This window comes from Streptomyces sp. NPDC050085 (assembly GCF_044460595.1).
Classification (GTDB): Bacteria; Actinomycetota; Actinomycetes; order Streptomycetales; family Streptomycetaceae; genus Streptomyces.
Genome location: NZ_JBITJZ010000021.1, coordinates 75,426 through 98,204 on the forward strand (window position 1 = coordinate 75,426; position 22,779 = coordinate 98,204).

Sequence of the window (22,779 nt, forward strand, 5' to 3'; positions counted from 1 at the left end):
GTGCGACCGGCGAGGACCCGTGCGGGCGAGGGCTCCGTGCGACTGGGGAGGGGGCGTGTGGTCGAGGGGTCTGTGCGATCGGGGAGGGGCGTTGTGGTCGAGGGGGTCGTGCGGCCGGGGACGAGTCGTGCGGGCAAGCGGGCCGTACGGCCGGGGAGGGGTCGTGTGGTCGAGGGGGCCGTGCGACCGGCGAGGACCCGTGCGGGCGAGGGCTCCGTACGACTGGGGAGGGGTCGTGTGGTCGAGGGGTCTGTGCGGCCGGGGACGAGTCTGCGGGCAAGCGGGCCGTGCGGCCGGGGACGGGCCCTGTGGTCGAGGGGGCCGTGCGACCGGCGAGGACCCGTGCGGCCGAGGGGGCCGTGCGACCGGCGAGGACCCGTGCGGCCGAGGGGTCCGCGCGACCGGGGACGGGCCGTGCGGTCGAGGGCCTGTGCGCCCCGAGCCGGTCCGCGGGCCCGTGCGTAGAGTCCCGGTATGGATCTCACTGTGCTCCGCGGGGCAGTCGACGAGGCGTTCACCGTCACCGGGGCCGACACCCCGCCCTGGCCGGATCCGCACCCCGACGGCGATGTCCGCGACGAGGAGTACTCGCGGTGCCTGGATCCCGCGAAGTACCGCATCATCGCCGCCCGCGCCCAGGCGTGGACGCGGGCGTTGTGCACGCTCGGCCTCGCCGAGGAGGAGCCCGCCGCCGATCCCGTGGGGCTGTGGCGGCGCGCGACCGACGTCACCGTCGAGAGTGCCGTCCGGCTGCGCCCGGTGCGGGCGGACGCGGTGCCGCTGGTGTTCGGGTTCGCGGCCATGGACGGGGTGCCCCGCACGGTCGTCGTGGTGGGGGCGGGCGAGCCGGCCTCGGTGCTCGGGGTGCTCCCGGACTGCGGCTGCGACGCCTGTGACGACGGCTCCGCCAATCTCCTGGAAGCGGTCGACGAGCTCGTGGAAGCCGTGGCCACCGGCACCTTCGTGCACGTCGACGCCGGGCGGGGCCGCGAGATCATCGCCACGGAGGAGGGCTGGTCGGCGAGCAACTGGGACGAGGCGCGCACGCCGGTCGAGGAGGCGGTGGCCGAGGCGCGGGCCGGGCGGTCGCCGCACGGTGTCGTGTCCGGGCCGGCCTGGGAGTGACGCGGGCGGCCCGGGTGCGATCCGGGCGGCCCGCGCAGGGGCGGCGCCGGGAGTGGCCGGATCAGGCCGTTCCCGGCGCCAGCCGCTGCGCCAGGATCCGGGCCCGTGCCTGCTGCACCGCACCCGCCTGGGACGCGGCGAAGCGGAGCAGGCCCGGGGGAGTACGCAGGTGCAGCGCGTCGGTGACGACGCTGCCGGACGGGTCCCGCTCGATGGTGAAGCGGTAGTCCATCCGGACCCGGCCGGGGCTGCGGACCTCGCCGGAGATCTCGGCGGACCGGGGCAGCCCGTCCGCCGCGGCCAGGAGCGTGACCTCGATGAGGTTGTCGTGCCGCAGCACCTTGAGGAACCGGAACCGCTCGACTGCCGTGTAGCGCACGGCCGTTCCCGTCGTACGGACGTCACGCACCGCCACGAGCAACGGTGACAGACCCACGTAGTGGGACGGCTCCGACAGATGGGCGAAGACCTGTTCCGGAGGCGCGGCGACGCGGAACGTGTGCTGCAGGTCGGTCGACGGCACGCGAAGTCCCCTTCTGAACCATGGAATTGAGCCATGGAGAGCGGCCTCCACAGTGACGGACACCCGGCCCTGCCGTCAGCACCCCGTCAGCGCTCAGGAAGCGACAGAATCTGACGTCGATATTGTCTCGGTTGTGTTCTCTTTCTAGGGTGGGCGCGGCTCAACAGGCGTTCCTGGCCTCACCAGTTGCATGTCCGCACTTGAGGAAGGGCACAGTCATGCCGCACCCGCACAGCATGTACGTCAGCCGTCGTCGCCTTCTGGGAGCAGGTGCAGCCGTGCTCGGCGCGCTCGCCCTGCCCGGTGTGCTGCCCGGATCCCGGGCCTTCGCCGCCGCGGATGCCGGGGGAGCCGGGGAGGGCGTCACCGCCACCGGTGACGAGTGGAACGGGCACATCGACGTCTTCCGCCTCGGCACCGAGCCCGCGCACACCACCCTGATGCCGTACGAGAGCGTCCAGCGGGCCCTCGCCGCGGACCGCACCAGATCCGCGTACCGGCAGAGCCTCGACGGCGACTGGAAGTTCGCGTACGTCGAGCGCCCCGCCGACAAGCTCGACGACTTCTACCGCACCGACCTCGACGACTCCGGCTGGGAGACCACCCCGGTCCCGTCGGCCTGGCAGCTGCACGGGCACGACGCCCCCGTCTACGTCAACATCACCTATCCGTGGTGGGGCCCCAACGGGCGCGGCGAGAACGCCCAGCCGCCCGCCGCACCGACCCACCGCAACCCCGTCGGACAGTACCGGCGCAGCTTCACCCTGCCGAAGGGTTGGGCGGGCCGGCGGACCTTCCTGCACTTCGAAGGCGTCAAGTCGGCCCATTACGTCTGGGTCAACGGGCAGTTGGCCGGATACCACGAGGACTCCTACACGCCCGCCGAGTACGACATCACCCCGTATCTGAAGGACGGCACGAACCAGGTGGCCGTCGAGGTCTACCGTTACTCGGACGGGGACTGGCTCGAGGACCAGGACATGATCCGCCTCAGTGGCATCTTCCGGTCGGTGTACCTGTTCTCGACGCCGACGGTCCATCTGCGGGACTTCAAGATCGAGACCCCGCTCGGCGACGGCCACACCTCGGCGGACCTGTCGGTCACGGCGCACGTGCGGGACTACGCGGGCGACGCCGCGGGGACGACGTACACCGTCGAGACGCAGCTGTACGACGCCGGTGGGCACGCCGTCTGGACGCGTCCGCTGACGCAGACCGCCGCGCTCACCGACTCCGAGGTGAGCGTCCAGGGCGCCAAGTCCGTTCCCTCACCGCGTCTTTGGTCCGCCGAGAGCCCCTACCTCTACACCGCCGTCCTCCGGCTCCGTGACCCCTCGGGCAAGGTCGTCGAGACGCTCTCGCACCGCGTCGGACTGCGTGAGTTCGCCCTGCGGGACGGGCTGATGCGGATCAACGGGCAGCCCGTCTCCCTGCGCGGCACCAACCGCCACGAGATGCACCCGGACCGCGGCACGGCCCTCACCCGCGCGGACCTCGTCGAGGACATCACGCTCATCAAGCGGATGAACATCAACTCCGTCCGTACGTCCCACTACCCGAACAACCCGCTCTGGCTCGAACTCGCCGACGAGTACGGCCTGTACCTCGTCGGCGAGACCAACCTGGAGACGCACGGCATCCGCGACAAGTACCCGACCAGCGACGCGGCGTGGACCAAGGCGTGTGTGGACCGCGCACAGAACATGGTCCACCGCGACAAGAACCACGCCAGCGCCGTCATCTGGTCGCTCGGCAACGAGGCGGGCAGCGGCTCCGCGTTCCAGGCCATGCACGACTGGATCCACGGCTACGACCCGACCCGCGTCATCCACTACGAGGGCGACGACCGGCCGGGCGTGAGCGACATCCGCTCCAAGATGTACGAGTCGCCGAGCAGCGTGGAGGCCCGGGCCAAGGACACCTCCGACACCCGGCCGTACGTGATGGTCGAGTACGCCCACTCGATGGGCAACTCGACCGGCAACCTCAAGGAGTACTGGGACGTGGTCCGCCGCCACGACGTCCTGCAGGGCGGCTGGATCTGGGACTTCGTCGACCAGGCGCTGAACTGGCCGACCCCGGCCCGCGCCCTGCTCACCGAGACGGGACCGCTGGGCCTGAAGGGCGAAGTCATCAATCCCTCGGGCTCGTTCAGCCGCGAGAAGGGAGTGGCCGGGGCGACCGTCTTCGCCCGCGACGAGCGCCTCGACCTGCGCGGCTCGCTCACCCTGGAGGCCTGGGTGACCCCGCACGTGCCCTACTCCCACCAGCCGATCCTGGCCAAGGGCGACACCCACTACGCGCTGAAGCAGTCCGGGAACAGCCTGGAGTTCTTCTTCCACTCGGACGGCCAGTGGGTCACCGCGTCCTGGACCACCCCGGACGACGGCTGGACGGGGACCGAGCACCACGTCGCGGGCGTCTTCGACGCGGAAGCGGGGACGCTCACCCTCTACGTGGACGGCGCGGCCAAGGCCACGAAGACGACCACCCGCACGCCGACCCCGAACACCGCGCCCCTGTCGCTCGGCGGCGAAGTCGACAACCAGACAAGGGAGTTCAGCGGCACGATCCGCCGGGCCCGGGTCCACGCCCGCGCGCTGAGCGCCGCCGAACTCGCCGACGAAGGGCGGGGCCCGAAGGACGACGGCGTGCGCTTCTGGTTCGACGCGGAAACGGTCGCCCACGAGGTGAAGAAGCCGGAAGCCAAGACCTTCGAGGCGTACGGAGGTGACTGGGGGGACAACCCCAACGACGGCGCCTTCTGTGCCGACGGCATCATCCTGCCCGACCGTCGTCTCACCGGGAAGGCCGCCGAGGTCAAGCGGATCTACCAGGCGATCGGCGTGACCGCGAAGGACGGCGGCGCTCCCGGCGAGATCACCCTCACCAACGAGAACCTCTTCACCAACCTCCGTGCCTGGGACGGCAGGTGGGAACTCGCCCGGGACGGCAAGGTGGTCGGGCGCGGCAAGCTCGGCCGGGACCAGCTCGACGTGGCACCGCTGAGCAGCAAGGACATCACCGTGCCGGTGCGCCTGCCGGCCGATCCTGCCCCCGGCGCCGAGTACTTCCTCCAGCTCTCCTTCACGACCAGGGAACGCACCCCGTGGGCGGACGCCGGTTTCGAGGTGGCTCGCGTCCAACTGCCCCTCGACGCAGGGAGTCCGGACGTCGTCCCCGTACCGCTGGCGGACGTACCCGTCGTGTCGTACGAGGACGGATCCGCCGCGGTCACCGTCACCGGGAAGGGACTCAAGGCCGTCGTCGACAAGGCGACCGGACTCCTCACCACCTTCGAGTCGGACGGCACCGCGCTGCTCCTGTCGGGCGCCGTCCCCAACTTCTGGCGCGCCCCGACCGACAACGACCGCGGCAACGGCCAGCACACCCGCAACCAGACCTGGCGGGACGCGGGCGCACGGCGCAAGGTCACCGGCGTGACGGTCCGCGCCCTCGGTGACCGCGCCGTCGAGATCACGGTCAAGGGCACCTTGCCGACGGCCACCGAGTCGTCGTACAGCACGGTCTACACCGTCTTCGGCAACGGCGAGATCAAGGTCGACAACACCCTCCACCCGGGCGCCCCGAACCTCCCCTACATCCCGGAGGTCGGCACGATCCTGCACCTCCCGGGGGACTTCGAGCAGCTGCACTACTACGGCCGCGGGCCCGAGGAGAACCACTGGGACCGCAACGACGGTACGGACGTGGGGAGTTGGACCTCCACGGTGCGCGACCAGTGGACCCCGTACCTGCGGCCGCAGGAGAACGGCAACAAGACGGACGTGCGCTGGGCCGCGCTCACCGACCGGCGCGGGCGCGGACTGCTCGTGTGGGGCGACGGCCTCCTGGAGGTCAACGCCTCGCACGTCACGCCGGAGGACCTCTCCGTCGGCGCGCGCCACGACTACCAGCTCACACCGCGCGACGAGGTGGTCCTGCGCGTCAACCACCGGCAGATGGGCATCGGCGGCGACAACAGCTGGGGCGCGCACACCCACGACGCGTACAAGCTGTTCGCCGACCGGGACTACGCGTACACGTACCGGCTGCGGCTGATCACGGACGTGGACCGGGCGACGTGGATGTCCCGGAGGCCGACAGCGGTGCGGTGACCGGAGCGGAGCCGCGTGGTCGGCGGGGCAGGCCGAGCTGTGCGGACAGCAGGCCCGCCACGCCGACCACGGCCCACAGCGCCCACGGGCCGACCGCGTACACGGCGCCGCCGACGAGCGGTCCCGCGCCCGTGCCCGTCGTGTACGCGACGCCGTGCAGCCCCTGATAGCGCCCGACCATCCCGGGCGGGGCCAGACGTCCCAGGTAAGCCTGGGAGAGGGAGCTGGTCAGCATCTCGCCGAGCGTCCAGGCGAGCACGGTCGCGGCGAGTGCCGGCATGCCGGTCGCCCATCCGGTCAGCGCCAGGCCCGCCCCGGTGATCAGATTGCCGACGGCCAGGACGTACTCGGGCCTGAACCGGGCGACCGCGCCGGTGAGGGGCAGTTCCAGGGCCAGGACCAGCAGTCCGTTGAGCCCGATGAGCAGACCGAAGTCGCGCTCGCTCAGCCCCACGTCGGCCACGTGCAGCGGCAGCCCGACGGTGGACTGGACGTAGACGAATTCGGCGAGCACCGTCATCAGCAGGAACCGCGTCAGCGTGCGGTCGGCGAGCGCCTGCCGGTACCCGGCCGCACGCGCCTTCGGGGCGTCCTCGTCGGTCCCCGGCCGAGGCGGCGCGTCCCGCAGCAGCACCCCCACGACCCCGCCGAACAACAGGCACGCGGCGGCGTTGCCGAGGAAGAGGCCCACGTACGACGTGCCGGCCAGGACGCCGCCGACGACCCCGCCCAGGGCCGCGCCCACGTTCATCGCGAACCTGAACACCCCGAAGGCGGCGAGCCGTTGGCGGTCGGTGGCCGCCACGGAGTCCAGCAGCACCGCGGCCGCGGCCGGACGGTAGACCTGCGACGTCACGCCGATCAGCCCGACCACCGTGACGATGAGCGGCAGCGGCCCGAGGAACGGCACGAGCGCCGTCAGGGCGGAGGTGCTCACCGCGGACAGCACGATGGTCCGGCGCCGGCCGATCCGGTCGGCGAGCTGCCCGCCGACCGCGTTGCCGAGCACCTTGCCGACGCCGGTCGCGCCGAGGACGAGCCCCGCGGCACCGGCCGACCAGCCGCGTTCGGTCAGGTAGAGCACGAGGAAGACGGGCAGGAAGTTGCCGACCTGGTTGACCAGGATGCCGAGACTGATGATCCAGACCCGGCCGGGCAGAGCGCGCAACGCGTCACGGAACCGCTGCTCGCCGCCGCCCGGCCGGGCCCGCGCCCCGGTGCTCATCCGGCGGGCTCGGTGTGGATGCGGACCGACGCGGCCAGGCGCCTGCTGTGGGCGACCGCCTCGGCGGCGGTGGCGCCACGCGCGACGACATGACCGACCTTGTCCTCGTTCCACGTCAGCGGCGGCACCTCGCAACCCGGCCCGACCGACAGGCGGAGGTCGACGCACGCCGGGTCCGCGCGCACGGCGTCGACCCCGGTCACCGCCACGACCCTGCCGGGCTCCGGCGTGAGGAACCGGACGGCCGCTCCGCCCCGCGGCAGCGGCGATGCGGCGAGCGGCTCCGGCACACCGAGGGCCGCACCCAGCGCGTACCGTTCCATGTCGACGCCGTACGCGATCTCGGTCAGGTCGTTGATGCGGTCGCCGCCGATGCGGTTGTGCGACTCGATGATGCGCGGGCCGCGCGAGGTCAGCTTGACCTCGGTGTGCCCGGGCCCGCTGCGCAGCCCCACCGCGTCGAGGAAGTCCACCACCAACTGCCGTGCCCCGGCCAGCGTTTCGGGGGAGTGGGCGCTGGGCTGCGCATGCCCGAGCTCGACGAATCCGGAACCGCCCGTCTCCTTGTCGGTGACCGCGACGACGACATGCCGTCCGTCGAAGGTCAGGGTCTCCACGCTGATCTCGGGGCCGTCCAGGAACTCCTCCATGAGGAACGCGTCGAACGAGTCGGCGAAGGCCACGTCACCGAGGGACCAGTCCTGGTCGTGGAGGGAGCGGTACCGTGCGGCGACGGCCTCGACGTCGGCCGGGTCCTGGATGCGGAACACCCCCAGGCTGCCCGACTCGCGGACCGGTTTGACGATGACGGGCAGCCCGTGCGCGGCGACGAACTCCCGTACGTCCTCGGCGGACCGGCCGACCGCGGACGTCACGGGGCTGATGCCCTTCGCGTCCAGGTGCTGCCGCATCCGCCACTTGTCCATCAGCAGCTCGACCGTCCCGACGGACTCGCCGCGCAGCCCGAGCGCCTCGTTGACCCGCGCCGCGGACAGCAGCCCGAGCTCGTACAGCGATACGGCCGCCAGGAAGGGATGGGCCTCGTGCAACACCCGTACAAGAGGCAGGAGTTGGTCCAGATCGCCGTAGTCGAGCAGTAGGGCCTGATCGACGCAGGGCCCGTGCTCGCGGTCGTACGCGTCCGGGTACTGGACGAGCACCACGTCCAGGCCGTGCTCCGTGGCCTTGCGCACGTGCTGGGGAGTGCCGCCGATGAGCAGGATGCGGGGTGCGGTCGTGGTGTTCATGTCCCAACGGTGCGCATGATCGGGTGTGTTGGCCTCCCGATTGGCCAACTCTGCTAATCGGGACGGCGGGTGGCGGCGGCCGCGTGCACCATGGAGGCCATGGGCGTACAGATCGACATCACCGGGCTGCCGCAGGAACGCATCGTCTTCGGACCGTCCCCGCTGGCCGAGCTGTCCGCCGCGCTGCACGTACTCTCGGAACCCGCCCACCACCCGGGCGCGCACGGCTGGGTGACGACGACGGCCGCGGCGCTCAAGCCGGACCTGCAGTCCCGGCTGGTGGAGGCGGAGTTCCTGTGGCGGTCGACGCGCTCCGACATCCTGCTGCCGCGGCGCCCGATGCCGTCGGCCACGCTGGCGCAGGAACTGGACGAGCTGGACCAGCTCGACGACCAGACCTTCGTCGACGCCGCACTGGAGATCAACACCGCCGGGTGCGAGCTGCGCACCGCCGGCGGGCGTTCCCCGCTGGTGGACGCGGCGGCACGGGACGCCGCCCTGGAGCGAGCGTCCGCACGTGGACCACGGCAACGCGACTTCGCCCACCACCTGCTGACGGACCCGGGCGGGGTCCGTGCCTGGATCCGTCGCCTCCTGGAGGACTGCGAGCAGGCGTTCTTCGCCGACGCCTGGGAGCGCGTGCGTCCCCAACTGGCCGCCGACGCACGGGAGAAGACGGATCTGCTGCGCCACAGGAGCCTGGGCGACGCGCTGCGCGCGGTGTCGCCGGCCGTCGCCCTGGAGGAGGACCCGCGGGGCAGGCGCATCACCGTCGACACGCTGGCCCACGCGCGCACGGACGCCGTGCAGCCGGGCGTCGAGCCCGGCCTCACGTTCGTCCCGACCGCGTTCGGCCGGCCCCACCTGATCGTTCGGCACGCGCCGGGCTGGCGACCCGTCGTCGAATACCCGGTCGCCACCGCGGAGTTGAGACCGGGGCCCGGCACGTCGGAGCTGATGGAGAAGCGCCTGACGGCACTCGCCCACCCGGCCCGGATACGCCTGTGCTGGGCCCTGGCCCGCGCCCCGTACACGACGACCGAACTGGCGAAGGGCTTCGGCATGACGGCGGCCGAGGTGTCCCGCCATCTGAAAGCCCTGCGCCAGGCCGAGATGCTCACCACGCGGCGGCACGGGCGGTACGTCCAGTACCAGTTGGACGTCACCGTGGTCGCGCGCCTCGGCAGTGACTTCCTCGAGTCGATCCTGCGGTGACAGGCCCCCGGGAGGGGTGACTCAGCCGCCCGTCGTCGAGGTGAAGCCCGTCGAGCCGATGGAGTAGGACGCCTTCGCCTTGCACGCGCCGAGCGTGACCGCGCTGGTGGTCGTGCCCGAGTACGTGCTGCCGTTGCCCTGCGGATCGGAGAAGTACGCCGAGGCGGGAGCGATGGAGTCGCAGTCCGCGACCGGCAGGAAGTGCTCGACGAACGCCACGCCGGTCGGCTTCAGCAGTCCGGCCGCCGTACTCACCGTCCAGGTCCCGATGTGCTGCGTCGCACCGGTCACCGTGTCGTACACGATGCCCTCCCAGACCCGGGCCGACAACTGCTGGATCTTCAGCCGGTACTGACGTCCCGTCACGTAGTCGTAGGCGATGTTGCAACTCGTGCCCTCGCCGCCGTCGGCGCCCGGATTGCAGTTGGCGTCGCTGTCCGTCGTACCGGCACCGAACACGCTGAAGAACGCCCGGTTGGGCTCGGTGGCGTTGACCCGCGGCTGGAGACCTATGTAGCCGACCTGGCCGTTCTTGAAGTAGAAGGCCTGGGCGAAGAAGTACCCCTTGGCGTCGGGCTGCTTGTTGATCGTGATGTGGTAACTGATGCTGGTCAGGCCGTCGGCGGGGGCCCCGTCGACCCGGGTGTACGCGTTGATCATGTGCCCCGGCGTCACGGCTGCCGCCGCCGGAGCCGGGTTCTGCAGCGTGAGCACGAGCGCGGCGGCCGCCACCCCCGCCAACTGGCCCATCCGCTTGAGTCGTTGAAGACGTACCGTCCGTCCGGCCACGAGGAGGCCTCCCGTCGTGATGACTGGTGTCCTGTCGAGTTGACTGGTGTTCCGTCGCGGTGACTGGTGAATCACCCGAACTGCGGGGCACAGACTGGCAGTAAACGCTTGCTGTGACCAGAGCACGTTCTCGGTGTCCCGTGCATGTGACGTCGAGAGAGGCATGAAAGCGATTACTGGATCGGCGCTTCGCGACCAAGGCCAGAATTGATCGCACCATGTCAAGTCGGGTGGCCGTGTGCCTTGCTGTCTCGGGGCGGGAGTGCCTCAATGGCCGGGCGATCGCTTCTGACTGAACGTCAGAACTGCAGCACCCGCACGGCGTTGGGCGGCCGCACCCGCACCCATCGGAGCGCCCGCCGCAACGCCCGCCAGGGAACGACCTCCCCCCACCTGAAGGGCAACCCCCATGAGACATGGAACGCGTCCCCGTGGCACGACCCGAATCGGCCTGTGCACCGCCATCGGCGCCGGTCTGGCCGCCGTCGGCGTACTCGCGCTCGCCCCCACCGCGGGCGCAGTCACCCCCACCACCGCCACCATCGACTTCGACTGCGGCAGCTTCGGATCCGGCAACGCGACGCTCACTGCCTCGCAGAGCGGCACCTCCGCCACGATCGAACTGTCCACGTCCGCCATCACCGCGCCCGTCAACGTCGGTGCGGGCTCCGTCAATTCGACGCTCAGCCTCACCAACCACGGCACGGGCGAGGTGAAGTTCACCGGCAACTCCAACCCGGCCATCCCCGCCGGGAGCCCGGTGTCGACCGGACCGCTCACCGGGACCGTCGCCCCGGGCGACAGCCTGGAGGCCACGTCGCTCACCGTCGTGGTCTTCGGGATCACCGCCACCTGCACCGCGACCTCCCCCCAGGCGCCGGGCCCCTTCGTTTTCGACTGACCGAGGGTGTTCGGCGCGGGTGACCGCGCGGTACGGACGGGCCGGGCACGCCGACTCCACGGCGTGCCCGGCCTGTTGCGCGTCCGGGGGTCGACCCCGGTCTGATCCTGCAACTCCCTTGTCGTGTACGTAAATTGAGTGCTGCAGTAGATATTTTGCGCTCACCCACCTTGAAACCTTCGCCATGCCCTCGCAAAGTTGTCATGCCCCCGCCCCCCATGGAAGGCGAGAACCCCCATGACCCTGTCGAGGCGCTCCGTCATCAAGTCCGCACTGGCCGGCGGTGTGGCCGTCGCGGGCCTCTCCGCCGCGGGCCGCGCGGTGGCCGCGTCCCCGCCCGGGGACGTCGTCGGGCGGATCACCGTCGGCTACCAGGGCTGGTTCGCCTGCAAGGGCGACGGAGCGCCGATCGACGGCTGGTGGCACTGGGCGGGCAACTGGGGCCAGTCGCCCTCCCCGGCCAACAAGGCCATCCGTGCCTGGCCCGACATGCGCGACTACACCCGCGGATACCCCACGTCGTTCGCGAACCTGGGCAACGGCGCCCCCGCGACCCTCTTCTCCTCGTACGACCAGCAGACGGTCGACACCCACTTCCGGTGGCTGCAGGAGAACGGCATCGACACCGCCGCGCTCCAGCGCTTCAACCCGAACAGCTCCGAGGGCGCGACCCGCGACGCCATGGCCGCCAAGGTGCGCAGCGCGGCCGAGAGCCACGGCCGGAAGTTCTACATCATGTACGACGCCACCGGCTGGGCGAACATGCGCAGCGAGTTGCCGGCCGACTGGACGAACAAGATGCGCGCCCACACCGCGTCCCCCGCCTACGCCGTCCAGAACGGCAGGCCCGTCGTCGGCATCTGGGGCTTCGGCTTCAACGAACCCGACAAGACGTGGCCGGCCGCCGACTGCCTCGAAGTCGTCAACTGGTTCAAGTCCCAGGGCTGTTACGTGATGGGCGGCGTGCCCACCCACTGGCGCACCGGCACCGAGGACTCCCGCGTCGGCTACCAGGACGTCTACCACGCGTTCGACATGCTCTCGCCGTGGATGGTGGGCCGGATCGGGAACATCGCCGACACCGATCGCTTCTACGCGAACGTCAACACCCCGGACCAGGCCGAGTGCAACGCCCACGGCATCGACTACCAGCCGTGCGTGCTGCCCGGCGACGTCCAGTCGCGCCAGCGTGTCCACGGCGACTTCATGTGGCGGCAGTTCTACAACATGGTCCGCGTCGGCGCCCAGGGCATCTACATCTCGATGTTCGACGAGTACAACGAGGGCAACCAGATCGCCAAGACCGCGGAGAGCACGGCCCACGTGCCGACCGACTCGGGCTTCCTCGGCCTGGACGAGGACGGCACCGCGTGCTCCGCGGACTACTACCTGCGGCTCACCGGCGACGGCGGCCGCATGCTGAAGGGCCAACTCCCGCTCACCGAGGTGCGCCCGACGCTCCCCGTACTCGGCGGGACCACGCCGCCGCCGGGCGACCTCGCCCTGCACAGACCGGCGACCGCCTCCAGCACCACCCAGGCCTATGGGCCGGGCAACGCGGTGGACGGTGACCCGCGGACGTACTGGGAGAGCGCCAACAACGCCTTCCCGCAGTGGCTCCAGGTCGACCTCGGCGCCACGACGACGATCCGCCGCCTCGTCCTGTCCCTGCCGCCGGACCCGGCGTGGGCCACGCGGACCCAGACCCTGGCGGTGCTCGGCAGCACCAACGGCAGCGACTTCACCACGCTGCTCGCCTCCGCGGGCCACACCTTCGACCCGGCGAAGGGCAACACGGTGACCCTGGCCCTGCCCGCCCCGACCACCCGCCACCTACGACTGCAGTTCACCGCCAACACGGGCTGGCCCGCAGGCCAGTTGTCCGCCCTGGAGGTTCACTCCGACGCGTGACCGGCGCCCCCGGATGACCCCGGAGGCCGATGTCGGGGTCGCTTCGGGGTCATCCCCGATGTGCCGTCACGCGTGTCGCGCCACCGTGGATCTCGTAGGCAAGCGACGACAAGAGGCCCCACATGACGGGATCCGGCACCTCCCACGACACGGCGCGGACGACCTCACCCCCGACGGGCGACCGGAGCGGGGGACTGCCCGGGCCACGGCAACTCATCGCCACCTGGCCGTGGTTCACGGCGCTGGGCGCCGCCGCGCTCGTCAATCTCGCGGTCGGCGCCGGGCGCCACTTCGACTACCACGGCATCAACGGATTCAGTACGACGAACTACGGCTGGCTCGCCTTCGCCCTCGTGGGCGGGGCCGTGTTCGCCTGGCGACTGGCAGGGCGCCCGCTGTCGCCGACCGGCGTCCTGCGCCCGGTCGTCGCGGCGGGCACGTCGTACGTGCTCTGCTTCGTCGCGGTCACGCTGACGGCTCTGGCGTTCCTCCCCGGCCAGAGCCTGGCCGAGACGCTCCGCACCGACGCGTCGGGCCGCTCGCTTCCGGTCGCCGAGGCGGTCCTCGTCCTCGGGTTCCTCGCGGAGCTGGTCCGGGCCTGTGCCCGGCGCCTGTCGTCCGGCCGCTGAACCCTGGACCGGCCCGGGTTCAAGGGGCCCGGTGGCTCTCCGCCGTCTCCACGTGCGCATGGAGATCGACCACGGCGTGCAGCGCACTCCCGGCCGAGACGGCCAGGCAGCACAGCAGCGCGGCGGCGACCGCCCGCCAGGCGCGCCCGGCGACCAGCCCGCGCGCATCGGCCGCGGGTGACAGCAGGGCGAGGACGCGCTGGGGCACGGGGCCCGAGGTCGCTCCCAGGGCCGGGCCCGGCTGCCTCGGCCGCGTACGGGAGTCGTGCGCGGCGAGGGCGGCTCGGCTGATGGCCCGGGCGGTGAGCACGCGGTCCCCGACGGTCGTCGCCGCCGACTCGTCCGCCCAGCGCTCGAGGTGGAACGCGATCGGGCGGCGCAGCGCACCGAGCACCGGATGCGCGGCCGCCGTCAGTTGCGCCGCGCTCAGGTGGAGGTGGTGCCGCCCGCGCAGGTGCGCGCGTTCGTGGGCGAACAGGGCCTCCTGCTCGGCGGGGGAGAGCGCGCGAAGCATCGCCGAACTCACGACGACGGTCCCGCGACGGCCGAAGCGCCCCGGCAGCGCGTAGGCGTAGGGATGGTCGTGCGCGGCCACGCTCAGATCACCGGCCGCCGGCCCGCTGGATGCCCGGGCCTCGCGCAGCTCACGCCACTGCCGCAGCAGCCGCCGGGCCACGATCCCCGTGCTCGCCGCCAGCGCACCGCCCGCCGCGATCGCGGCGGGCACGGTCCACCAGGACTCGGCTCCCAGCCAGTGCGGCTGAATGTCCTCCAGCGCGGCGACCGAGGCCAGGCGCAGAGCGCCGGCGAGCAGCAACGTGCCGAGCGCCAGCGTGCTGCAGACGGCCAGCGCCGCGGCCGTCAGCGTCAGGGTCCACACCGCGGCCCGCGGCGAGAGCCGTGCCGTGACGCGCTGGGCGACGGGCACGGCCAGCAGCGGCACGACCAGCGGCAACCACACGGCAAAAATCACGCCGGAGATCCTCCCATGCCGGAGAGGAGTGCCCGAAGTGTCTCCTCGTCCTGCTCGTTGAGGTCGGAGACGAAACGGGCCAGGACGCTGCTCCTGTCCTCGCCGCGGTCGAGTTCGGCGTGCATGCGGCGTGCCGTCAGCCCCGGGGCGTCGGACGCGGGCGCGTAGGCGAAACCGCGCCCCGCGGGGGAGCGGACCACGACGCCCTTCTCGTACATGCGGCTCAGGATCGTCGTGACGGTGGTGCGGGCCAGTGCGCCCCCGAGCTGCATGCGCAGCTCTCCCGGAGTCAGCGGACGGCCCGCTCCCCACAGGCACGCCAAAGCCTTTGCTTCCAGCTCGCCGGACGGGCGGCGGCTCGCGGTCTCCTCAGCCATGGAACTCAGTGTGGCAGAAGAACGTCTACAGTGACGTAGACCGACTACTCGGGTGTAGACGTCGAGGTGCTCCGGTGCCTGGCGCGCATCCCCTACGGAAGGACTCGGCGTGCCCATGTGCCTGGATGCGTGCGTCACCGCCGCAGTGCACCCGCTCGCGGTCAATGTCCTGGACGCCCGTTCCCTGCTGTCCGCCTTCGGTGCGGTGGGAGTCGCGGTCGTCCTCTTCGCCGAGACCGGCCTGTTGATCGGCTTCTTCCTGCCGGGCGACTCCCTGCTCTTCACCGCGGGGCTCCTGTGCGTCTCCGGAACCGGCGACATTCACCTCTCCCTGCCGCAGGTGCTGATCGCCTCGGTCGTGGGTGCCCTGGCCGGTGCGCAGGCCGGGTACGGGATCGGGCGGCGCGGCGGCCGTGCCCTGCTGGCCCGCAGCCGGTCCCGGCGGCTCCAGGAAGGAGCGCAGCGCGCGGAAGAACTCCTGACCCGGTACGGGCACGCGAAGGCCGTCGTCCTCGCCCGCTTCGTGCCCGTCGTGCGCACCGTGCTCAACCCGCTGGCGGGCGCCCTGGACGTGCCGGCCCGCACCTTCGCGCTCTGGCAGGTCGTCGGCGGCACCGTGTGGACGGTCGGCCTGGTGCTCGCCGGATACGCACTCGGCTCCTCCGTCCCGAACGTCGACCGCTACCTGCTGCCCCTCGTCGCCGTCATCGTGATCGTCTCCCTGATCCCCCTCGCCCTGGAGATCCTCCGCGGCCGCAAGAACCGGCAGCGCACGATCACGCCGCACGCACCGAACGCAGGAGAGCACCTGTGACCGCCCGCACCGCCACCGCGGCCTTCTTCGACGACTCCCTCTACAGCGGGATCGCCCACCTGACCGATCACACGCCGGACGCCGTGAACACGCTCATCACGCTCTGGTCGGACTGGGGCCTTGTCCTGTTCGCCGCCCTGCTGATCTGGGCCTGGCTGCGTGCGCGCGCCGAGGGGAGGTCCCAACTGCCGTCCCTGGCCGCCCCCTTGGCCGTCGTCGTGGCCTTCGGGGTCAACGATGTCGTCAAGAGCGTCCTGCGTGAGGCACGCCCCTGCCAGGTCCTGCACGTCACGCCGCTGCAGGCGTGCCCGGGCGCCGGCGACTGGTCCTTCCCCAGCAACCACGCGGCGATCGCGGCCGCGGCCGCCGCCGCCCTGTGGTGCGTCGACCGCAGGCTCGCTCTCCTCGCCGTGCCCGCCGCACTGCTCATGGCGTTCTCCCGCGTCTGGGTGGGCGCGCACTATCCGCACGACGCGCTGGCCGGACTCGTCGTCGGCGCGGTCGTCGCCCTCGTCCTGATGCGCGTACTCCTCCACTTCGTCAGCCGCCGCCATGCGAGTGCCACGACCCCCTCCGAGGTCCTGACCCCATGAGTGCGCGGGCCGCTGAGCCATCCGCGCACGGCGTGGGCCATCGCGCGCGGCAGCCGGCGTTCCTGTGGTGGACCGGCGGCATCGCCACCCTCCTTGCGACGGCGGTGACCGCAGCGGTCCTCGTCTCCGGCGACGGACTCATGGCGGGCGACAGCGCGCTGCACACATGGTCACTCACCCACCGCCCGCAGGCGGCGGTGAGCGTGGCGCGCGCCGTCACCGACAGCGGCACGTCGGTGTGGCCCTGCCTGATCTGCTTCGCCGCCGGGTTCTTCACCGGCACCGCACTCCGCCCCCGGCTGATCCGCGGTCTTGCCGCCGTGGCCCTGCTGCTGGCGGGGCAGGGCGTTCGCCTCGCCGCGATGAGCCTCATCGGCAGACCCCGGCCCCCGCGCTCCGACTGGGCCACGCACGCCTCGGGCTTCTCGATGCCCTCCGGACACACCACAACTGCCGCGCTCACCGCGGGACTTGTGTGCTGGGCGGTGACCGCGACGGCGCACCGAACCGTGGCCTGCTGCGTACGCGTCGTCGCCGTGGTCTGGGCTGTCTGCGTCGCACTGACCCGGATCTACCTCGGCGTGCACTGGGCGAGCGACGTCCTCGCCGGGTGGCTGCTGGCGGTCGCCTGTCTCGCGTTCCTCGTCGCGCTGGTGGGCCCGCTCGAGCGGAGATGACCCACGACGACGCCGAGCCGAACGGATCCTCCGCGTGTTCGACCCGTCTGCCAGAATGCGAGCCATGACGGAGCAGCAGGGCGACCGCCGGCCGGCCGGGGAACTCGAAGCAAGTATCCTGGCCGCACTGTGGGCGGTCGACCGGCCCCTGACGCCCGGCGAGGTGCGCGAAGCCCTGGACGCCGACCTCGCGCGGACCACCGTCACCACGATCCTGACGCGCCTGCTCGAAAAGGGGACGGTGCGTCGCGCCCGGCAGGGACGCGGATACGCCTACGCCCCCGTCACCGACGACTCGGGACTCCACGCCCTGCGCATGCACGCGGAGCTCGACCGGGGCGACGACCGGGGCAGCGTGCTCGCCCGGTTCGTCTCCGACCTCAGTCCCCAGGACGAGGACATGCTGCGCGCCCTGCTGGAGGGCGACGAGGGAACCCGGACGTGATCTACGCGGTCTGGCTCCCGCTGCTCGCCCCGCTGTTCGCCGTTCCCGCCCTGCGGCACGTCACCGCTGGGGGCGCCCCGGTCCGCGCAGCCCGGATCCTGGTCGTCGGCACCGTGCTGCTCGCCTGCTGCAGCACCGTCTCCGTGAGCGCCCTCGCGGTACTCGGCGTCCTCCAGCTGGGGCCGGTCGCCGCCGCCTTCGCCCTCGACCCGCGGCACCTGCCCGGACACACCTCGCCCGCCCTGTGGGCCGCACCCGTGGCCCTCGCACTGCTGCTCACCGGCATCGCCCAGGTCGCCCGGACCATGAGTCGCCACCATCGCGAGGTGCGTGCCGACCAGCGAACCGTCCGCCCGACCGGCACCGAACTGTCCGTCCGCCCGGACGAGTTCCCGTACGCCTACGCGCTTCCCGGCCGCCGCGGGAAACCCGGCCACATCGTCGTCAGCTCCGCGATGCTGCGCTCGCTGCCGCCCGGCGAGCGCGAGGCACTGTTCGCCCACGAACGGGCCCACCTCGCGGGCCAGCACCACCGGTTCCTCGCGGCGGGCCAACTCGCCGCCCGCCTGCACCCGGCACTCCTCGGCCTGCGGGAACCGCTCGCGTACGCGCTGGAACGCTGGGCCGACGAGGACGCCGCACGCGCGGTCGGCGACCGGGGGCTCGCGGCCCGGGCCATCGGCCGGGCCGCCCTCGCGGCGCACGACGCCAAGAGCCCCGCGGCTCGCCGCGGGGCCATCCTGGCCACCGCGGGCGGCGCGGTGCCGCGCCGCGTCAGGGCCCTCATCGAGGTCGGCCACCCGGCTCCGTCCGTGCGGCGACGCGTGTGGCGGGCGACCGTCGCCGCCGGCCTGGTGTGCTGCTTCGCCCTCACGGCGGCGACAGCGGCGGATTCCGTGGAGGACCTGCATCTGAACGTCCGCCGGGCGCAAGCGATTGCGGACTCGCGGTGACGGGTGACGGGTGACGGGCCAAGGGCCAAGGGCGAAGGGTGAACGGTGAGGCCGGACCGGAGCGGCCCCTGCGTCTCCTCGGGAACGGGTCGATCGCCGGCTCGCCGACCACCTCACGGATCAGCGGCAGCCGGTCGCCCGGCACCGGATAGCCGAGCAGGAGTCCGCCCCGCACTTGATGGACGAGCAGCAGGTACGGCGGCACACCGGACGACGAACTCAGATGGAAGACGAACCCGGGCCACCCCCGGATTCGTTCCTCTTTGCCGGCTCGTCGACGCGACTCAGGACGGAGCGGCACAGGGCCCGCCCCGAACACGCGCCCGTACCACCCGGTTCGCGGCCGTCTTCTGCAGCAGCCCGTACGCCAGGACCGGCAGCAGCAGATGTGGCTTGTCCGGCAGTGCCGTGGTCAGCAGGACGGCGCTCGCGCTGCTGTTGTTCATCCCGCACGCGAGCGTGAGCGACGAGGCGACCGGCGCGTCCAGGTGCAGGACCCGGGCGGTGAACCGCCCCAGGGCGAAGGAGAGCGCGCACACGAGAGCGGCCACGGTGACGGCCGCCGCGCACAGCAGCGGGCGCGGATGGGCGACGAACGAGCCCAGCGCCCCGCTCGCGTTCACGTACGTCAGCAGCAGCGAGCCGACCAAGGCGGCGGGGGCGACCCGGACGGCGAGGCCTTCGGCCCACCGGCCGGGCAGCAGGCAGCGGCACAACAGGCCAGCGGCGCACGGCAGTACGACCGCGGTGAGCGCGAAGCCGCCGTGCAGGGTGCGTCCGGCCGCGGCCAGGGTGTCCGCGTACCCGCCGCCGAGGAGCGGCGCGAGCACCCGTACCGTCAGCGGGATGGTGAGCGGGCTGACCAGGGTGGAGGCCAGGACCAGGCCCACTGTCGTCGGCTGGTCGCCCTGTCCCTTGCCGGTCCACACCGTCGCCCCGGCCGCGACGGGCATCGCGACGATCAGGATCATCGCGGTGACCAGACCGCTGCCGCCGTCGGCGTCGGGCGTGCCGCGCATCAGGAACACGAGCGGCGGGATGATCAGCAGCGGGGCGGCCAGGTGCAGGGCGACGCCGGTCAGGACGACGCCCGGCCGGCGCAGCAGCCGGGCCAGCGACCGCACCGGCACCTGGAGTCCGGCCGAGAACAGTACGAGCGACAGCAGCGACGCGGCCGTGTGCAGGGACAGGTGGCGGCCGGGGCCGAGCGGCACGAGGTGCGGGTGGCGCAGCCACACACCGGGACCGGGCAACAGCAGCGCGGTGAGATAGGCGAGGCACACGGCCCACCCCAGGTGACGGCGCAGCAGGTGGGTGGCCCCGTCGGTACGGGAGTTCATGACCATCATGCTGCGGGCGCGGGCCGCGGAGCGCAGGCCGGGCCACGCGGTGGTCAGGATGCGTTCAGGTTCGCGATGACAGCGTCGGGTCCCATGACATCCGAAATCTCCGAGTCCTCCGAGACCTCCGAGACCTCCGAAATCTCTGAGACCTCCGAGACCTCTGGCACCTCTTCCGTACGAACGCCTACCGTGCGGGCGTCTACTGGACGGCGGTGGCCCTGATCAGCGTCGTCGGCACGCTCGTCAGCGACAACCTCACCGACAACATGGGCGTGCCGCTGGGCACGGCCGCCGGTGACCTGGTCGCCGAGCGGATGGCGGTGGGGTACTGGTTGTCCGCGGTCCTGTTCGCCCTGGCGATCGGCGCCGTCGCGGCGGCGCACTTCGCGCTCGGCCTGAACGCGGTGTGGAGCTTCTGGATCGCGTACGTGCTGACGCGCCCCCTGGGTGCCTCGACGGGCGACCACCTCTCGCAGCCCACCGGGGACGGCGGGCTCGGCCTCGGCACGGTCGTGACGAGCGTGCTGTTCCTGGCGGTTATCTCCGCCCTGGTCGTCTTCCGGGCGAGGACACGCAGGGACGTCACCGAGGCGGCGCGACGGGACCGCCAGGCCGCCTGGTCGCTTCACTCCACGTGCGGTCAGGCGAGCGGCAGTGTCACTGTGAACCGAGCCCCGGGGGCGTGCTGTTCGTCGTGGCGCACGTCCCCGCCGACGGAGCGGGCCAGGCGCCGCGCCAGCGGAAGGCCGAGGCCCGCTCCGTCGTGCCCGTCGGCGGGGTCGGCGCGGCGGCCGGGCAGGAAGAGGTGCTCGACGAAGCACGGCGGCACGCCGGAACCGTCGTCGGTGACGTCGATGCGCACGCCGTCCGCGTCGTGGCCGGCGTGCACGAGCACCCGGGTGCGGGCGTGCCGCAGGGCGTTGGCGAGCAGGGGGCTGACCGTACGTTCCAGGAGGGCGGCGGGGACACCGGCGGCCGGCATGGTGTCCGGGCCGGTGACGGTGAGCGTCAAGTGGCCCGGAACATCGAGGTGTTGGGCCATCTCGTGCAGGGTGGGCAGCGCGTGGGCGGATCCGGGAGCGGGGGAGGTGCCGGCGCGGGCGTCGCTCAGGAGCGTGTCGCAGATGCTGAGCATGGACGCGGCCGACTGCGCGATGACGTCGTGCGCGGCCCTGGTCTCGGCGGCCGTCCGGGGACGGGACCGCCACCAGTCGAGCTCGGCGACGATCCGGCTCAGCGGCGTGCGCAGCTCGTGGGAGAGCTCCGCGGTGAGCTGCTGCTCGTGCCGCAGCAGGGTGCCCATGCGGTTGAGGAGGGCGTCCAACGACGAGCCGAGACGGGCCAGTTCGGCGGGTCGGCCCACGGAGCCGAAGCGCTCGCCGGAGGCGACGGCGCTCCACTGGGCGGCCTGGTCGGTCATCGTGCCCACCGGGCGCAGCGCACGGCCCACGGCGAGACGGGTCAGGGTGTAGGTACAGGCGAGCATGACGACGTCGAGGGCGAGGGAGCCGAACAGCAGGGTGTCCGCCGAGCCGGTGTAGGGGGACAGGTCGAGGGCGGTGACGATCGTGGCGTCGGCGGTCCGGCCGGTGAGGCGCTGGGAGCAGAGCCGGGTCGCCCCGTGCGTGTCCACGGTGACGCAGGCGGGGCTGTCGCGCGCCATGAGCCCGTGGGCGGCGGTGCCGAGCGGGCTCCCGGCGGTGGTGTTCGGCGGCTGCTCCACCAGGCGTGCGCCGTCGTAGATCCAGACGTTGCTGTCGAGGAGGTCGTCGTGGGCGCCCTCGTGGACGCGTACGGCCGGGCCGCTGGTGTCGACCGTGGTGGCGACCGCCGCGGACCGGGCGTGCAGTTCGTCGTCCGCCTGGTGGTGCAGGCGCTGGCGGACCACCGCGTTGAACGCGACGGTGAGCACCGTGATCAGGAGCGTGGCCGTCGTCAGCGCCACCAGGGAGAGCCGGCCGCGCAGGGTGCGGGGCAGGAGGCGGTGCGGCACGGCGGTCATGACAGGCGGTGGCCGATCCCGCGGGCGGTGGCGACGGTACGCGTGCTGCCCGCGTCCCGGAGCTTGCGGCGCAGCCGGGTCAGATACTGGTCGAGGGTGTTGTCGCTGACCCGGGCGCCCTCCGGCCAGCCCGCTCTGACCAGGTCGCGCCGCCGCACCACGCCCCCGTCCGTCGCCATCAGGGCGGCGAGGAGCCGGAACTCCGTCGGTGCCAGGGCGAGTTCGGTGTCGCCGACGCGGCAGCGGTGGCGGACGGCGTCCAGCGTCAGGTCTCCCGCCCGGCTGGGCGGCGCGGGGGCCCGCCGCAGGGCCGCGCGCAGCCGGGCGGCGAGTTCCGCCAGGTGGAACGGCTTGGGCAGATAGTCGTCGCCGCCCGCCGAGAACCCGGACAGCCGGTCGGACAGCCGGTGATGGGCCGTCAGAAACAGGACGGGAAAGGTGAGTCCGTTCGCCCGCATGGCGTGGCACACGTCGCGCCCGTCGGCGTCCGGCAGCCCCACGTCGAGCACGGCGGCCGCGAGGTCGCCGGTCGCCAGCCGCAGCGCGGTGGCGCCGTCCGCGGCGGGCAGCGGATCGAACTCCTCCTCGCGCAGCCCCCGCAGCAGGACGTCACGCAGGGCGTGATCGTCCTCGACGACCAGGATCTTGTGGCGCATGGTTCTCCGTCGGGTCGCGTGCGGACCGCCCAGCAGGCCGTCTACATGTGTGTAGACGATAACGGGGCCCGGAACGTTCCGTCACGGGGCCAGGAGCACCTTCGCCCTAGGGCGTGTCTTCAAACTCCCTCCCCCAGCTAACGCTGGGAGGTGCCCCCAGCCTCACGGCGTCTGGCACGCGCCCCCAAGCTCTCGAACAACCTCGAGCAGGGAGGTGCCCCCTTCGCCGCACCGGGCGCAGACCCAAGTACATCCAGTACGAG

At 72.2% G+C, this 22,779-nt stretch carries 20 protein-coding genes and 1 pseudogene; 12 read left to right on the forward strand and 9 right to left on the reverse strand.

Features of this window, described 5'->3' with window-relative positions; all coding sequences use genetic code 11:
- Positions 1-474: 474 nt before the first annotated feature.
- On the forward strand, positions 475-1,125 hold the full coding sequence (locus tag ACIBUY_RS39940) for a DUF6226 family protein (RefSeq protein WP_399155285.1): 651 nt from the start codon (positions 475-477) through the stop codon (positions 1,123-1,125).
- A gap of 61 nt (positions 1,126-1,186) precedes the next feature.
- Here the strand turns inward: ACIBUY_RS39940 and ACIBUY_RS39945 are convergent, their stop codons facing one another.
- Positions 1,187-1,648 carry an SRPBCC family protein gene (locus ACIBUY_RS39945; RefSeq protein WP_399155286.1) on the reverse strand — a complete coding sequence of 154 codons (462 nt, stop codon included), beginning with the start codon at positions 1,646-1,648 and terminating at the stop codon, positions 1,187-1,189.
- Positions 1,649-1,866: 218 nt separating this feature from the next.
- Here ACIBUY_RS39945 and ACIBUY_RS39950 point away from each other — a divergent pair, with 218 nt between their 5' ends.
- On the forward strand, positions 1,867-5,766 hold the full coding sequence (locus ACIBUY_RS39950) for a glycoside hydrolase family 2 TIM barrel-domain containing protein (RefSeq protein WP_399155287.1): 3,900 nt from the start codon (positions 1,867-1,869) through the stop codon (positions 5,764-5,766).
- Here ACIBUY_RS39950 and ACIBUY_RS39955 read toward each other — a convergent pair.
- Both ACIBUY_RS39955 and ACIBUY_RS39960 read right to left on the reverse strand, forming a co-directional pair.
- Complete coding sequence (locus tag ACIBUY_RS39955) at positions 5,711-6,991, reverse strand: MFS transporter (protein WP_399155288.1); 1,281 nt, start codon at positions 6,989-6,991, stop codon at positions 5,711-5,713. The two genes, ACIBUY_RS39950 and ACIBUY_RS39955, sit on opposite strands and share 56 nt — an antisense overlap.
- A complete protein-coding gene (locus tag ACIBUY_RS39960; protein WP_399155289.1) occupies positions 6,988-8,238 on the reverse strand; it encodes an ATP-grasp domain-containing protein in 1,251 nt (416 codons plus the stop codon). The genes ACIBUY_RS39955 and ACIBUY_RS39960 overlap by 4 nt, the downstream gene beginning before the upstream one ends.
- Before the next feature lie 99 nt (positions 8,239-8,337).
- On the opposite strand from ACIBUY_RS39960, the gene ACIBUY_RS39965 reads away from it, so the two are divergent.
- Positions 8,338-9,453 carry a DUF5937 family protein gene (locus ACIBUY_RS39965; protein ID WP_399155290.1) on the forward strand — a complete coding sequence of 372 codons (1,116 nt, stop codon included), beginning with the start codon at positions 8,338-8,340 and terminating at the stop codon, positions 9,451-9,453.
- Positions 9,454-9,474: 21 nt separating this feature from the next.
- Here ACIBUY_RS39965 and ACIBUY_RS39970 read toward each other — a convergent pair whose 3' ends face one another.
- Entirely contained in the window at positions 9,475-10,242 is a 768-nt protein-coding gene (locus ACIBUY_RS39970; RefSeq protein WP_399155291.1) for a DUF3472 domain-containing protein, read from the reverse strand.
- Between the two features lie 409 nt (positions 10,243-10,651).
- On the opposite strand from ACIBUY_RS39970, the gene ACIBUY_RS39975 reads away from it, so the two are divergent.
- The 3 genes from ACIBUY_RS39975 (at position 10,652) to ACIBUY_RS39985 (ending at position 13,683) form a co-directional block, all read left to right on the forward strand.
- On the forward strand, positions 10,652-11,143 hold the full coding sequence (locus ACIBUY_RS39975) for a hypothetical protein (protein ID WP_399155292.1): 492 nt from the start codon (positions 10,652-10,654) through the stop codon (positions 11,141-11,143).
- 237 nt (positions 11,144-11,380) lie between these two features.
- Positions 11,381-13,054, forward strand: coding sequence for a discoidin domain-containing protein (locus tag ACIBUY_RS39980; RefSeq protein WP_365576448.1), 1,674 nt, complete (start codon positions 11,381-11,383; stop codon positions 13,052-13,054).
- 122 nt (positions 13,055-13,176) lie between these two features.
- Positions 13,177-13,683 (forward strand): hypothetical protein, encoded by a 507-nt coding sequence (locus ACIBUY_RS39985; protein WP_399155293.1) that lies wholly within the window; start codon positions 13,177-13,179, stop codon positions 13,681-13,683.
- A gap of 19 nt (positions 13,684-13,702) precedes the next feature.
- On the opposite strand, the gene ACIBUY_RS39990 is transcribed toward ACIBUY_RS39985, so the two are convergent.
- Positions 13,703-14,656, reverse strand: a complete 954-nt coding sequence (locus ACIBUY_RS39990) for a M56 family metallopeptidase (protein WP_399155294.1) — start codon at positions 14,654-14,656, stop codon at positions 13,703-13,705.
- Entirely contained in the window at positions 14,653-15,033 is a 381-nt protein-coding gene (locus tag ACIBUY_RS39995; protein ID WP_365576454.1) for a BlaI/MecI/CopY family transcriptional regulator, read from the reverse strand. Before ACIBUY_RS39995 ends, ACIBUY_RS39990 begins: the two co-directional genes overlap by 4 nt.
- 115 nt (positions 15,034-15,148) lie before the next feature.
- Between ACIBUY_RS39995 and ACIBUY_RS40000 the strand changes: the two genes are divergently transcribed.
- The 5 genes from ACIBUY_RS40000 (at position 15,149) to ACIBUY_RS40020 (ending at position 18,515) form a co-directional block, all read left to right on the forward strand.
- A complete protein-coding gene (locus tag ACIBUY_RS40000; protein ID WP_365576456.1) occupies positions 15,149-15,847 on the forward strand; it encodes a DedA family protein in 699 nt (232 codons plus the stop codon).
- On the forward strand, positions 15,844-16,440 hold the full coding sequence (locus ACIBUY_RS40005; protein WP_365576458.1) for a phosphatase PAP2 family protein: 597 nt from the start codon (positions 15,844-15,846) through the stop codon (positions 16,438-16,440). The genes ACIBUY_RS40000 and ACIBUY_RS40005 overlap by 4 nt, the downstream gene beginning before the upstream one ends.
- A complete protein-coding gene (locus tag ACIBUY_RS40010) occupies positions 16,437-17,117 on the forward strand; it encodes a phosphatase PAP2 family protein (protein ID WP_365576460.1) in 681 nt (226 codons plus the stop codon). The genes ACIBUY_RS40005 and ACIBUY_RS40010 overlap by 4 nt, the downstream gene beginning before the upstream one ends.
- A gap of 64 nt (positions 17,118-17,181) precedes the next feature.
- Complete coding sequence (locus ACIBUY_RS40015; RefSeq protein WP_365576462.1) at positions 17,182-17,562, forward strand: BlaI/MecI/CopY family transcriptional regulator; 381 nt, start codon at positions 17,182-17,184, stop codon at positions 17,560-17,562.
- A complete protein-coding gene (locus ACIBUY_RS40020) occupies positions 17,559-18,515 on the forward strand; it encodes a M56 family metallopeptidase (protein WP_399155295.1) in 957 nt (318 codons plus the stop codon). Before ACIBUY_RS40015 ends, ACIBUY_RS40020 begins: the two co-directional genes overlap by 4 nt.
- A gap of 284 nt (positions 18,516-18,799) precedes the next feature.
- Here the strand turns inward: ACIBUY_RS40020 and ACIBUY_RS40025 are convergent, their stop codons facing one another.
- Entirely contained in the window at positions 18,800-19,855 is a 1,056-nt protein-coding gene (locus tag ACIBUY_RS40025; RefSeq protein WP_365576466.1) for a sodium-dependent transporter, read from the reverse strand.
- A gap of 173 nt (positions 19,856-20,028) precedes the next feature.
- On the opposite strand from ACIBUY_RS40025, the pseudogene ACIBUY_RS40030 reads away from it, so the two are divergent.
- Positions 20,029-20,472: pseudogene (locus tag ACIBUY_RS40030) on the forward strand (hypothetical protein); the annotation flags it as partial.
- Positions 20,473-20,498: 26 nt separating this feature from the next.
- On the opposite strand, the gene ACIBUY_RS40035 reads toward ACIBUY_RS40030, so the two are convergent.
- Together ACIBUY_RS40035 and ACIBUY_RS40040 are read right to left on the reverse strand one after the other, a co-directional pair.
- Positions 20,499-21,860: a sensor histidine kinase gene (locus tag ACIBUY_RS40035; protein WP_399155296.1), complete on the reverse strand. Its 1,362-nt coding sequence runs from the start codon at positions 21,858-21,860 to the stop codon at positions 20,499-20,501.
- The gene (locus ACIBUY_RS40040; protein WP_399155297.1) at positions 21,857-22,516 is read right to left on the reverse strand and encodes a response regulator transcription factor; all 660 of its coding nucleotides are present in this window, start codon (positions 22,514-22,516) and stop codon (positions 21,857-21,859) included. Before ACIBUY_RS40040 ends, ACIBUY_RS40035 begins: the two co-directional genes overlap by 4 nt.
- Positions 22,517-22,779 lie beyond the last annotated feature (263 nt).